Source organism: Cellulophaga geojensis KL-A, from assembly GCF_000568425.1.
In the GTDB taxonomy this organism is placed as follows: Bacteria; Bacteroidota; Bacteroidia; order Flavobacteriales; family Flavobacteriaceae; genus Cellulophaga; species Cellulophaga lytica.
The window spans coordinates 444,241-456,489 of record NZ_ARZX01000001.1; the positions used below are offsets into that span (position 1 = coordinate 444,241).

General features: G+C 31.4%; 12 protein-coding genes and 1 tRNA gene. 5 read left to right on the forward strand and 8 right to left on the reverse strand.

Annotation, left to right across the window (positions count from 1 at the left end):
- Positions 1-9: 9 nt before the first annotated feature.
- The 4 genes from KLA_RS02020 to rpoN all read left to right on the forward strand — a co-directional run bounded on the left by KLA_RS02020 (position 10) and on the right by rpoN (position 5,913).
- Complete coding sequence (locus KLA_RS02020; RefSeq protein WP_034643221.1) at positions 10-408, forward strand: hypothetical protein; 399 nt, start codon at positions 10-12, stop codon at positions 406-408.
- Between the two features lie 89 nt (positions 409-497).
- Entirely contained in the window at positions 498-2,915 is a 2,418-nt protein-coding gene (locus KLA_RS02025; RefSeq protein WP_034643222.1) for an efflux RND transporter permease subunit, read from the forward strand.
- Positions 2,916-2,983: 68 nt separating this feature from the next.
- Positions 2,984-4,417, forward strand: coding sequence for an asparagine--tRNA ligase (asnS, locus tag KLA_RS02030; protein ID WP_013621401.1), 1,434 nt, complete (start codon positions 2,984-2,986; stop codon positions 4,415-4,417).
- Positions 4,418-4,461: 44 nt separating this feature from the next.
- Positions 4,462-5,913 (forward strand): RNA polymerase factor sigma-54, encoded by a 1,452-nt coding sequence (gene rpoN / locus KLA_RS02035; RefSeq protein ID WP_034643224.1) that lies wholly within the window; start codon positions 4,462-4,464, stop codon positions 5,911-5,913.
- Between the two features lie 599 nt (positions 5,914-6,512).
- On the opposite strand, the gene KLA_RS02045 is transcribed toward rpoN, so the two are convergent.
- From KLA_RS02045 to KLA_RS02080, 8 genes are all read right to left on the reverse strand, one after another.
- Positions 6,513-7,181, reverse strand: coding sequence for a porin family protein (locus KLA_RS02045; RefSeq protein ID WP_013621398.1), 669 nt, complete (start codon positions 7,179-7,181; stop codon positions 6,513-6,515).
- An 86-nt stretch (positions 7,182-7,267) separates the two neighbouring features.
- On the reverse strand, positions 7,268-7,750 hold the full coding sequence (locus KLA_RS02050; protein WP_013621397.1) for an ExbD/TolR family protein: 483 nt from the start codon (positions 7,748-7,750) through the stop codon (positions 7,268-7,270).
- Between the two features lie 21 nt (positions 7,751-7,771).
- Complete coding sequence (locus KLA_RS02055; RefSeq protein ID WP_013621396.1) at positions 7,772-8,398, reverse strand: ExbD/TolR family protein; 627 nt, start codon at positions 8,396-8,398, stop codon at positions 7,772-7,774.
- Positions 8,399-8,410: 12 nt separating this feature from the next.
- On the reverse strand, positions 8,411-8,860 hold the full coding sequence (locus KLA_RS02060) for a membrane protein (RefSeq protein WP_034643227.1): 450 nt from the start codon (positions 8,858-8,860) through the stop codon (positions 8,411-8,413).
- 24 nt (positions 8,861-8,884) lie between these two features.
- Positions 8,885-9,622: a MotA/TolQ/ExbB proton channel family protein gene (locus KLA_RS02065; RefSeq protein WP_013621394.1), complete on the reverse strand. Its 738-nt coding sequence runs from the start codon at positions 9,620-9,622 to the stop codon at positions 8,885-8,887.
- An 81-nt stretch (positions 9,623-9,703) separates the two neighbouring features.
- Positions 9,704-9,791: transfer RNA gene (locus KLA_RS02070), tRNA-Ser, on the reverse strand.
- A gap of 67 nt (positions 9,792-9,858) precedes the next feature.
- Complete coding sequence (locus KLA_RS02075; RefSeq protein WP_034643230.1) at positions 9,859-10,887, reverse strand: asparaginase; 1,029 nt, start codon at positions 10,885-10,887, stop codon at positions 9,859-9,861.
- 15 nt (positions 10,888-10,902) lie between these two features.
- A complete protein-coding gene (locus KLA_RS02080; RefSeq protein WP_034643232.1) occupies positions 10,903-11,670 on the reverse strand; it encodes a TatD family hydrolase in 768 nt (255 codons plus the stop codon).
- Positions 11,671-11,778: 108 nt separating this feature from the next.
- Between KLA_RS02080 and KLA_RS02085 the strand changes: the two genes are divergently transcribed.
- Positions 11,779-12,219, forward strand: a complete 441-nt coding sequence (locus KLA_RS02085; protein ID WP_013621391.1) for a retropepsin-like aspartic protease — start codon at positions 11,779-11,781, stop codon at positions 12,217-12,219.
- Positions 12,220-12,249 lie beyond the last annotated feature (30 nt).

Sequence of the window (12,249 nt, forward strand, 5' to 3'; positions counted from 1 at the left end):
TTTTTTAAAATGAAAATAAATTACAGAGAAGATTTAAGCAAAATTGAGATTATTGATAATATTAAAAGTCAAAAAATCAACGGTAAAATCTTCTCTGTACTTATTATTTTAAGCTCTGGTTTAAATATTATTAACAATCAGAGCAACTTACTCTTCTACCTCTCCATAGTCCTATTAATTGCATCAATAAGTTATGCAATTTATATGCTTACTCAAAAATCATATAGATCTACCTACAACCTAAATGAAATAAGTAGTCTTAAAGCAGTTAAAATATTAAACATAACGCATTACCGATTTCAGCTTATCAATAAAAAACATAGAGACTTAGAGGTTTCTGAACAGCATACTTCCTTAGCAGCACTTATAGATTTCTGCAAACAACACAAAATCAAAATAGGAGATTAAGTTTTATTTAGGTTTAACACGTATTTAAACCGCATTTTTTGGGAACACTAACAATCATTCTTTACCTTTGCGCACCTTAATTACATATAATGGTTGCAAAGATTACGCAAGGTTTTTGGGCAAAAACTGCTAGGATAATTCTGAGAAACAGAATTCTCATTATACTACTTATAATAGCTTTTACCGTTTTTCTAGGTTTTCAATGGAAAAACATGAAGTTTTCTAACTCAGAAGCTAACTTATTACCAGATCACCATCCGGTTAATATTAAATACCAATCATTTTTAAAGCTATTTGGAGAAGAAGGTAATGTAATTGCAATAGCCGCAAAAGACAACTCTCTTTACACTCCAGAAAAATTTAATAGATGGAACAAACTTAGCAAGCAACTAGATGCGTTTCCAGAGGTAGATTTTGTATTATCTACAGACAACCTTAAAGAACTGGTTAAAACAGAAGACGGACAAAAATTTTTACTTCAAAACTTTATAAAGTCTAAACCAAGAACCACAAAAGAAATAGATAGTTTAAAACAGCATTTATTTAATAATATGCCGTTTTACGAAAATCTATTATACAATAAAGAAACAGGTACAATTAGAACTTTAGTTTACCTAGATAAGGACATCGTAAACACATCTGTACGTAAAGATTTTATTTTAAAAGATTTTAAACATCTTACAGAAAAGTTTGAAAAGGAAACTGAGATGAATTTGCATATATCTGGAATGCCATATATACGCACAATGAACTCTAAAAATATTATAGATGAAATAAACAAGTTTATACTTGCAGCCCTTGGCGTAACTTCATTAATTTTCTTTTTCTTTTTTAGAAGCTTTAGAGCCACATTTATATCTATGTGCGTTGTAATTATTGGTGTAATGTGGGCTTTTGGCATATTAGGCTTATTACAATATGAAATTACGGTACTAACCGCCTTAATACCTCCACTTATTATTGTAATAGGTATTCCAAACTGTATTTTTTTAATAAACAAATACCAACAAGAAGTTAAAAAGCACGGTAACAAAGCACTTTCCTTACAACGTGTAATATCTAAAATTGGTAATGCAACGTTAATGACAAATATTACCACTGCATCTGGCTTTGCAACTTTTATAATTACAGACAGTCAATTACTTAAAGAGTTTGGTATTGTAGCATCTATAAACATCATTGGTATTTTTATACTATCACTTTTAATAATACCAATAGTTTACAGCTTTTTACCAATGCCTAAAGATAAGCATTTAAAACACTTAAACACAAAGTGGATTGACACTTTTGTTAGCTGGATGGAAAACATTGTTAGAAACAAAAGAATTAGCGTCTACATTGTTTCTATCTTACTATTAACAGTTAGCATTATTGGCATTTATCAAATAAATATTTCTGGAAGTCCTATTGAAGATATGCCAAAAAAAGCAGAATTTTTTAAGGACATTCGCTTTTTTGAAAAAGAATTTAAAGGCATAATGCCTGTTGAAGTTGTTATAGATACTAAAAGAAAAAATGGTGTTTTAAAACCTGCTACATTAAAAAGAATGGATAGGTTTGGAGAAGTAATTGAAGATATTCCAGAACTGTCTCACCCAATATCAGTAGTTAACCTTGTAAAATACTCTAAACAGGCCTTTTACAACGGAATTCCTAAATATTACCAATTACCAACCACACAAGAAAATAATTTTATTATGGACGTGGTTCGTAACTCTAAAAGTAACGGAAACTTACTAGAGAGTTTTGTAGATTCTACTGGACAAACTGCTCGTATTACAACTTTTATGAGAGATGTAGATACTGAGCGTATGCAAGATATAGAAGGACGTTTACAAGAAAATTTAGACAAGATATTTCCAAAAGAAAGATACAACACCTTTTTAACTGGTAAGGCTTTATTATTTTTAAAAGGAACTAAATACCTTGTAAACAATTTGGTTTTATCATTAGCACTAGCTATTGGCCTAATAGCTCTATTTATGGCTTACTTGTTTAGGTCTTTTAGAATGATTGTAATATCATTAATACCTAACTTACTACCATTAATAATTACAGCAGGCGTTATGGGCTTTGTTGGTGTACCAATAAAACCTTCTACTATTTTAGTATTTAGTATTGCCTTTGGAATTTCTGTAGACGATACCATTCATTTTTTAGCAAAGTACAGACAAGAGCTTGTAGTGAATAAATGGGCAATTAAAAAATCTGTATATGCTGCACTAAGGGAAACAGGAGTTAGTATGTTTTACACTTCAATTGTTTTATTCTTTGGCTTTTCAGTTTTTATAATTTCTAACTTTGGAGGTACTGTAGCATTAGGAGCATTAGTATCTGCAACGTTATTATTTGCAATGTTAGCTAATTTAATACTACTACCTTCATTACTACTTTCTTTAGAACGCAGTATAGCAAACAAAGAAGTGCTTAAAAAACCACAAATAGATATTTTACCTAAAGAAGAGGTTAAAATCAAGAAAAAAAATCAAATCAATAATCAAAACTAATTTGAGTATTTTAAAGACGATTTAAAAAAAGTTATCTTTATCACTTAAAATAAGAAGCATATTTTATAATGAACACAAACAGCATTAAGGATTTATTGTCCGGAAAACATCTTTTACAAGAAGTAACCGTAAGTGGTTGGGTAAAAACATTTAGAAGCAACAGATTTATTGCTTTAAATGATGGTTCTACCATACAAAACATTCAATGTGTTGTAGATTTTGAAAAATTAGACGAAAGTTTACTAAAGCAAGTATCTACAGGTGCAGCAATAAAAGTAAAAGGAACCCTAGTAGAAAGCCAAGGGAAAGGACAATCTGTAGAAATACAAGTAGCTTCTTTAGAAATACACGGAGGCGCAGACCCAGAAACTTACCCTATACAACCTAAAAAACACACATTAGAGTTTTTAAGAGAAAAAGCACACTTACGCGTAAGAACCAACACTTTTTCTGCTGTAATGCGTATGCGCTCAGCTTTATCTTTTGCTGTGCACCAGTATTTTCAACAAAATGGTTTTTATCACGTACACACACCTATTATTACGGGTTCTGATGCAGAAGGAGCTGGTGAAATATTTAAAGTATCTACCTTAGACTCTAAAAAACCGCCTTTAAAAGAAGACGGATCTGTAGACTATAGTGAAGATTTTTTTGGCAAAGAAACAAACCTAACTGTATCTGGCCAATTAGAAGCAGAAACCTACGCAATGGGCCTAGGTAAAGTATATACATTTGGACCTACGTTTAGAGCAGAAAACTCTAACACATCTAGACACTTAGCAGAGTTTTGGATGATTGAACCAGAAATGGCTTTTTATGATTTAGATGCTAATATGGATTTAGCTGAGGATTTTATAAAAAGTGTTTTATCTTACGTATTAGAAAACTGTAAAGATGATTTAGAGTTTTTAGAAAAACGTTTGTTAGACGAAGAAAAAACTAAGCCTGCTGCAGAACGTAGTGAAATGCCATTAATTGAAAAATTAAAGTTTATAACAGACAACAACTTCAAAAGAGTTAGTTACACTGAAGCTATAGAGATTTTAAGAAACTGCAAACCAAACAAAAAGAAGAAGTTTAAATACATTATTAATGAATGGGGAGCAGATTTACAAAGCGAACACGAACGTTTTCTTGTAGAAAAGCACTTTAAATGTCCAGTTATATTGTTTGATTATCCTGCAAAAATAAAAGCATTTTATATGCGTTTAAATGAAGACGGAAAAACAGTAAGAGCAATGGATATACTTTTCCCAGGAATTGGAGAAATAGTTGGCGGCTCACAAAGAGAAGAACGATTAGATGTGCTTTTAGAGAAAATGAAAGCATTAGATATAGATGAAAAAGAACTATGGTGGTACACAGACTTACGTAAATACGGAAGCGCAGTACACAGTGGTTTTGGATTAGGATTTGAGCGTTTGGTGCTTTTTGCTACAGGAATGGGTAACATTAGAGACGTAATACCTTTCCCTAGAACACCACAAAATGCAGAGTTTTAAAATACATAACAATATATAAAAAGTCATAAAAAGAATTAACATTAATGCTTAAACAACACCTACAATTTAAGTTATCACAAAAGTTGTCTCCACAACAGATACAACTTATGAAGTTAATTCAACTTCCTACACAAGCTTTTGAACAACGACTAAAGCAAGAGTTAGAAGAAAATCCTGCATTAGAAAGCGGTAAAGAAGAAGCCGAAACTATTGAGGATGAGTATGACGATTTGTACGATAATGACACTGATAAAATTGAAGCTGAAGATATCAATATTGATGAATATCTTTCTGACGACGAAATTCCAGATTACCGTACGCAAGCAAATAACTATAGTGCAGATGATGATGAAAAGAGTATTCCTTATGCAGCCGGAACCTCTTTTCATCAACATTTAATGACACAATTAAATACCGTTTATTTAGATGATAAAGACTGGGCAATTGCCGAGTTTTTAATTGGTAGTGTTGATGAAAGCGGTTATATACGCAGACCAATTACAGACATTATGGATGATTTGGCTTTTACACAAAATGTATTTGCAGAAGAAGCAGACATAATTAAAGTACTAAATTTAGTACAAGAGTTAGATCCGCCTGGCGTGGCTGCAAGATCTTTAGAAGAATGCTTAATTATACAGCTTTCTAGAAAAGAACAGACACCTGCTATAGAACTAGCAATTCAAATACTAGAAAAGTCTTTTGATCAGTTTACTAAAAAGCACTACAAAAAACTTCTGCAAAAACACAACATTACAGAAGATGAACTAAAAGAAGCTATTTCTGAAATTGAAAAATTAAATCCAAAGCCAGGTGGCTCATATGCTGGTAATACTAGAATAATAGAACATATTGTACCAGATTTTTCAATTAAAATTGCAGACGGAGAGCTAGAGCTCACTCTAAACGGAAGAAATGCTCCTGAATTGCACGTATCTAGACAGTATAATAATATGCTAGAAGGCTACAAAAATTCTAAAACAAAATCTAAATCACAGAAAGACACTGTTTTTTTTATAAAACAAAAGCTAGATGCTGCCAAGTGGTTTATAGACGCTATTAAACAAAGGCAACAAACGCTTTATGTAACAATGAGCGCTATTATGAACTACCAAAAAGAATATTTTTTAACTGGAGATGAGCGAAAGCTTAGACCAATGATTTTAAAAGATATTGCAGACACTATTGGTATGGATGTTTCTACTGTATCTAGAGTAGCAAATAGCAAATATGTAGACACACCTTATGGTACTAAATTGATTAAGGAATATTTTTCTGAATCTATGAAGAATGAGCAAGGTGAAGATGTATCTACTAAAGAAATTAAAAAAATACTAGAAAACGTTATTAGTGAAGAAGAAAAGAGAAAACCTTTAACTGATGACAAGCTAGCTGCTATTTTAAAAGAAAAAGGGTACCCAATAGCAAGGCGTACTGTTGCAAAGTACAGAGAACAATTAAATATACCTGTAGCAAGGTTAAGAAAGCAGATTTAATGAAAGGGTTTCACAAAATTATATCCTCTATATTTCACCCTTTATTTATACCCATAATTGGCTGCATTTGCTATTTTAAAATTACGCCACAATATTACACTCAAAATCACTTTTTTGGCAACACATTGCCTATTTTAATACTAACTGTGATTGTTCCTATAGTATGTTATATTATACTTAGGAGCGTAGGACTAATAACATCATATAGCCTACCCACCATAAAAGAAAGAAAATATCCACTATACATAAGTTTAGCTTTACTGTTGTTAGTGGTTTACAAAGTAATACCAAACAATTATAGTTCAGAACTGTTTTTTTACTTTTTAGGCTTAGTTGCCGCTATCTTTTGCTCTTTACTATTGCTTTTAATACGTTTTAAGAGCAGTTTACACGCAACAGGAATGGGAAGTCTACTTATGTTTTTAATTAGCCTTAGCGTCCATTTTGAGATAAATATTATTTACGCTATTGCCATCACCGTTTTTTGTACTGGCTTAGTGTCTACTTCTAAATTGTATTTAAAAACCAACACTACCTTAGAAATTATAGTAGGTTTTTTAATTGGAATTAGCTCTCAGCTACTAACAATTAAATATTGGCTATAAAATATAGAAATTAAATCCTACTCGTATTGGCTTCATAAGTAGTTGTTCATCGTCTACAAAAGCATCATCTAGCAAACTATTTAAACCATAATACACATGAATGTTCCAGGTATTATAACCTATATTAAATTGTAGACCATATCTAAAGTTTACAATATCAGTATTACTAAAAACCTCTTTAAAATCATCAGAAACAAACTTAGACTTAGAAGAAAAAACATACCCCAATTTAGCACCTCCATAAATTCTAAGAAACTTATATTTAGTAGGTGTAGATTTTCGCCATCTAAACTCTATAGGAAACTCTACCATATGCGTAACTATTTTGCTACGTTCATAATCTAAATCTTCATCTGCAAAAGTGTAACTTATGCCCTCACTGTCTTTGGTTGCAATTAAATTTGAATAGTAGTTATTTACTGCGTAACCAAAACCAACACCAAAACCAACATTCCTTTTTTTATTAATTGGTAAATCTTTTATAAAACCAAGTTGTAAACCATAGGGCAAATTACGCTGCGTAAAGCTAGAAGGCTTATTACCATAAGTATTATAAGTAAGTCCTATATAAAACTGATCTTCCAAATAAAGACTATCTACGGTTGTATTTTGAGCAGATAAAGAAAAACATATAAGTCCAAATAAAATACATAAACGAAACATATAGTACGTATAAAAGTTACTGTATAAAAAAACGCTTCAAATAGTTTTACCTATTTGAAGCGCATATAATAGTTTAACTATCTAAATTATTGTAAATTTTTAAAAGCATCACCTTCATAAGTGGTGTAGTTTACTTTTAACGCATTTACTTTTCTTAACTCTTCTTTAATATCCATAACAATACCCATATTGGCATTCTTATCAATTTTTAAAGCTGTTGTTATAGAACTTTGAACCTCTTGAGGCTTCTTAGCTATTTCTTCTAAAACGTAATCTCCTACTTCAGAAACGTTAGCAAACTTATCGTTTAACTGTATTTTTGGCTCTTTACCAAAAGCGCTCTGATATTTTTCTGTAGGCTGACCAACAAAAATATAAACTACTCTGTCTTTCTTTTCTAGCTTTTTAATTTCAGTTGCGTTTGGTAACTCATTTGCTACCAAAGGTTCGCTATCTTTCATTACTGTAACTGTCATAAAGAAAAACAAAAGCATAAATACAATATCCGGAAGAGAAGCCGTAGAAACTGGAGGCAATTCTCCGTCTTTTTTCTTTTTAAATTTTGACATATTCCTTTGTATTAAATGTTATTAGTTTGTTGTAGTTTCAGCTTCAGATAATTTTTGAGGATAAAGATCTTGAATTTTCTTAATCTTAACCTTTAATTGCTCCTTAACATCATCTGGAGTTTCTTGGTTAGAGTATGCCGCTTCCATTTCTGTAAAAGACATATTATAACCTAACTTTTTAGCTGCTCTATTACGTAAAAAATTATACGCTGCCACTAACTCATTCTGTACTGTTATATAAACAGAGTACTTAGTTTCACGATCATTTTTTAAAGATATAACCGCTTTTATTGGGTTATCAGAAGACTCAGGACTTCTTGCACCTTCACAATAGCTACAGTACTCAGGATCTCCTTTTACTGCTCCACCATTATCTAAAAATGCAATTGCAGCCTCTTTTAAATCTTTAAGATCCATTAGATCTTCTTCTACTAGCAATTGACCATCTTTACCTATTTGTACAGTAAAAATATTTTTTTGCTTAAGTATAACTTGCTCATCAGTAGGCGGCTCTTTAGGAGGCAACATACGATCTAAACCTGCATCCGTTTCTATAGTAGTAGTTACTAAGAAAAAGATAAGGAGTAAGAAAGCAATGTCTGCCATAGAACCGGCATTTACTTCTGGTGCTCCACCTCTTCTTGCCATAATTATTATTTTTTATTTACCAATTAGTTTTTTTACACTTGGTATAACCATAAGAACAACAGCTACTGCTACTAAAATTAAGAAGGTATAAATACCTGTTCCTATGTTCTTTACTGTACTAGTTGTAGTATCATTATCCGTTAAAAACTGAGGATCTAAATCTTCTCCGTTTGATAAAAAGTAAGAAATAATTACTACAAGTGCAAATCCACCTAAAGCAAATAAAGCTTTTTTAAGGTTTTCTGGTGTAGAAAACAAGTTTTTTAGTGTATAAACCAATGCTACTACAACTGCTACACCTAATAAAAGGTAAGTAATCATAAACATTACGTTCATTGCACTACTGTTTGCTGCCTCTGCTGCTACCTCAGGAATTGTAAAATCCCCTGATGGTAAAAAATACCATAGCACAGCCGATATAACGCCTATTACAATTAAGGCTATTTTTATTATTTTTTGCATAATGCTTTTGTATTAAGGTCCGACTTATTTTTTGTGATCTACCAACATATCAATCAATGAGATTGACGAATCTTCCATATCATTTACAATACTATCAATTTTAGCAATGATGTAGTTGTAAAAAATTTGAAGAATAATGGCAGTAACAAGACCAAATACAGTTGTTAATAATGCAACCTGAATATCACCTGCAATTAAAGATGCACTTAAGTTACCAACTGCTGCAATCTTTTGGAAGGCCTGAATCATACCAATTACTGTACCCATGAAACCAAGCATAGGAGCAATAGCGATAAATAAAGACAACCAAGAAACGTTTTTCTCTAACTGACCCATTTGTACACCTCCGTAGGCAACAACCGCTTTTTCAGCAGATTCAATACTCTCACCAGCTCTATCTAATCCTTGGTAGAAAATAGACGCTACAGGTCCTTTTGTATTTCTACATACTTCTTTAGCTGCTTCTACACCACCAGATGCTAATGCGTCTTCAACTCTTTGTTTTAGTTTAGTAGTGTTTGTGCTTGCCATGTTTAAATAAATAATTCTTTCAATTGCCACTGCAAGACCAAGAATTAAACATAAAAGTACAATACCCATAAAAGCAGGTCCACCAGTAATAAATTGTTCTTTTAATACTTGAACAAAACCTTTTGGCGCTTCTTTCTCCGCTGCATCTTGTAATAATGTAGCTGCATTTACTGTATTTGTACTAAAAACAAACAACCCAGCTACAGCTAGGATAGATGATAATCTTTTCATTTTCGAAACTTAATTTAGTTAGTTAATAGGGTTAAAGATAAAAAAAAAATGTTATAATAAAATTAAACGCAAACTTATCTGCAGAGAGGAAGGGATTCGAACCCTCGATACACTTGTGATGTATACACACTTTCCAGGCGTGCGCCTTCGACCACTCGGCCACCTCTCTCTTCATAAGTTTAACGGCGTCCAAATAACAAAAAAAATATTAGTTAAAGAAATATAATATGTTATTTTTATTGCAATTCTCCTCGCAACGGAGTTTCAAAAAGTGTTTTAAATAGCTTTGGAGACACTCCTGTTCCTAACAAATACATTAACTTAGTTACAGCCGCCTCTGTTGTAATATCCTTACCATTAATTATTTGCAAGCTTTGTAATTCCTCACTGGTTTCATACTGACCAAGTAAAACACTACCTCCAGAGCACTGCGTAACATTAACAATGTACAATCCGTTTTTTATTGCTTTTTTTATTTCGTTTAGCAACCATTTCTCTGTTGGAGCATTACCTGCACCATAAGTCTCCAAAACCAACCCCTTTAAATCTGGAATATTTAACACACTTTTTAGTACATTTTTATTTAAACCAGGAAATAATTTTAAAACAGCAACATTATCATCTAGGTTTTTATGCACCTTTAATGCTTTTGTATGCTTCTTTTTTCTTAAATATTCCTTATTTACTTTTAAATGCACACCAGATTCCGCTAATTCTGGATAATTTAATGATGCAAAAGCCTCAAAATGTTCTGCATTAATTTTTGTTGTTCTATTACCTCTATACAATTTGTATTCAAAATACAAACATACCTCTTGTATTATTGCTTTATCATTCTCCCTTAATGCAGCTACTTGTATAGATGTAATTAAATTCTCTTTTGCGTCTGTACGCAAATCTCCAATTGGCAATTGAGAACCAGTTAAAATTACAGGCTTACTTAAATGCTCTAACATATAACTTAAAGCAGATGCCGTATAACTCATTGTATCACTACCGTGCAAAACCACAAAACCATCAAAATCTGCATAATTGCCTTCAATAATAGTAGCAATTTTAACCCAATGTGTAGGGTTCATATTAGAGGAATCTATTGGCTCATCAAAAGAAACGCTATCCACAGAACAATCCAACTGCTTTAGTTCTGGTATACTTTTCATTAAATTATTAAAATTAAAAGCTTTTAAAGCTCCTGTTTTATAATCCTTAACCATACCAATTGTACCACCAGTATACACCAATAATATTTTTGTAGCATTTGCCATATCACTTACTTGTTTTTAAACACCAAAAACATCTAAAGAGTTTTTAGTAGTTATGTCTGCTATTTCTTTTATATCCCTATTATATATGTCTGCTAATTTTTCAGCTACGTTAATAAGGTATGCACTTTCATTTCTTTTACCTCTAAAAGGTGTTGGCGCCAAATAAGGAGCATCTGTTTCTAAAACAATATGTTTAAGATCAATTTCATTTAAAAACTTATCTATTTTTCCATTCTTAAAAGTAACTACCCCTCCAATACCTAATTTCATATTATATGATATTGCAAGTTTTGCCTGCTCCAAAGTACCTGTAAAGCAATGAAAAATCCCTCTTAAATCATCACCTTTTTCTTCTTCTAAAATTTCAAAAACTTCATCAAAAGCATCTCTGCAATGTATAACTATTGGTAATTTGTATTTTTTTGCCAATTGTATTTGATGCTTAAAAGCTTGCTGTTGTTCTTTTAAAAAGGTTTTATCCCAAAATAAATCTATTCCTATCTCTCCCACAGCATAAAATTTACGCTGCTCTAGCATTTCTTCAATATGCATCAACTCTACATGATAATTATCTTTTACATGTGTTGGATGCAAACCCATCATCAAAAAAACATTATCTGGGTAAGCCTCCTCTAAACTCAACATAGAACTTGTGTAAGTTGAGTCTATAGCAGGAATAAAAAATCGTTCTACCCCTTTATCAATTGCATTTTGTATTGCAACAGCCCTGTCTTCATCAAAAGCCTCACTATATAAATGTGTATGTGTATCTGTAAATATCATACCGCAAAAATAGAATTATCTTATATATTTTGATGTTTTTAAATTGATATAGTTTGATTTTATCTTTTCTGATAAAGATTGATATATATTTGCACTAAAATTGAATATATGTCTAGCTTAAAAAAATTCTTACTTCAAAAAGATTACACCAAAATTAAACTTACATTAACTCCTACTAATCATTTTGAAATTAAAGCTAAGATTAACAATGTAGCCGGAAAATTTATTTTAGACACAGGAGCCTCTAACACCTGTATAGGTATAGATAAAATTGAAAACTTTAAGCTTACCTCTGAAGATTCAGAAATAAAAGCTGCTGGTGCTGGCGCTACAGAAATGGAAACATTAATTTCTTCTAACAACACCATAAAAATTGGAGATTGGAAATACAAAAAATTAAAAATTGTTTTGTTTGATCTTGTACACGTTAACCAGGCTCTTATTAACCATAATGCATTACCAGTAGATGGTATTATTGGAGCAGACATATTAAAAAAGACAAAAGCCATTATAGACTACAACAAAAAATGTGTTTATTTTAAGCTGTAAATAACAGATATCTTATTTATTAGTATTGTA

Coding starts and splice junctions, on each gene's coding strand:
- KLA_RS02020 (WP_034643221.1), top strand. CDS start 10: ATGAAAATAAATTACAGAGAAGATTTAAGCAAAATTGAGATTATTGAT.
- KLA_RS02025 (WP_034643222.1), top strand. CDS start 498: ATGGTTGCAAAGATTACGCAAGGTTTTTGGGCAAAAACTGCTAGGATA.
- asnS (WP_013621401.1), top strand. CDS start 2,984: ATGAACACAAACAGCATTAAGGATTTATTGTCCGGAAAACATCTTTTA.
- rpoN (WP_034643224.1), top strand. CDS start 4,462: ATGCTTAAACAACACCTACAATTTAAGTTATCACAAAAGTTGTCTCCA.
- KLA_RS02045 (WP_013621398.1), bottom strand. CDS start 7,181: ATGTTTCGTTTATGTATTTTATTTGGACTTATATGTTTTTCTTTATCT.
- KLA_RS02050 (WP_013621397.1), bottom strand. CDS start 7,750: ATGTCAAAATTTAAAAAGAAAAAAGACGGAGAATTGCCTCCAGTTTCT.
- KLA_RS02055 (WP_013621396.1), bottom strand. CDS start 8,398: ATGGCAAGAAGAGGTGGAGCACCAGAAGTAAATGCCGGTTCTATGGCA.
- KLA_RS02060 (WP_034643227.1), bottom strand. CDS start 8,860: ATGCAAAAAATAATAAAAATAGCCTTAATTGTAATAGGCGTTATATCG.
- KLA_RS02065 (WP_013621394.1), bottom strand. CDS start 9,622: ATGAAAAGATTATCATCTATCCTAGCTGTAGCTGGGTTGTTTGTTTTT.
- KLA_RS02075 (WP_034643230.1), bottom strand. CDS start 10,887: ATGGCAAATGCTACAAAAATATTATTGGTGTATACTGGTGGTACAATT.
- KLA_RS02080 (WP_034643232.1), bottom strand. CDS start 11,670: ATGATATTTACAGATACACATACACATTTATATAGTGAGGCTTTTGAT.
- KLA_RS02085 (WP_013621391.1), top strand. CDS start 11,779: ATGTCTAGCTTAAAAAAATTCTTACTTCAAAAAGATTACACCAAAATT.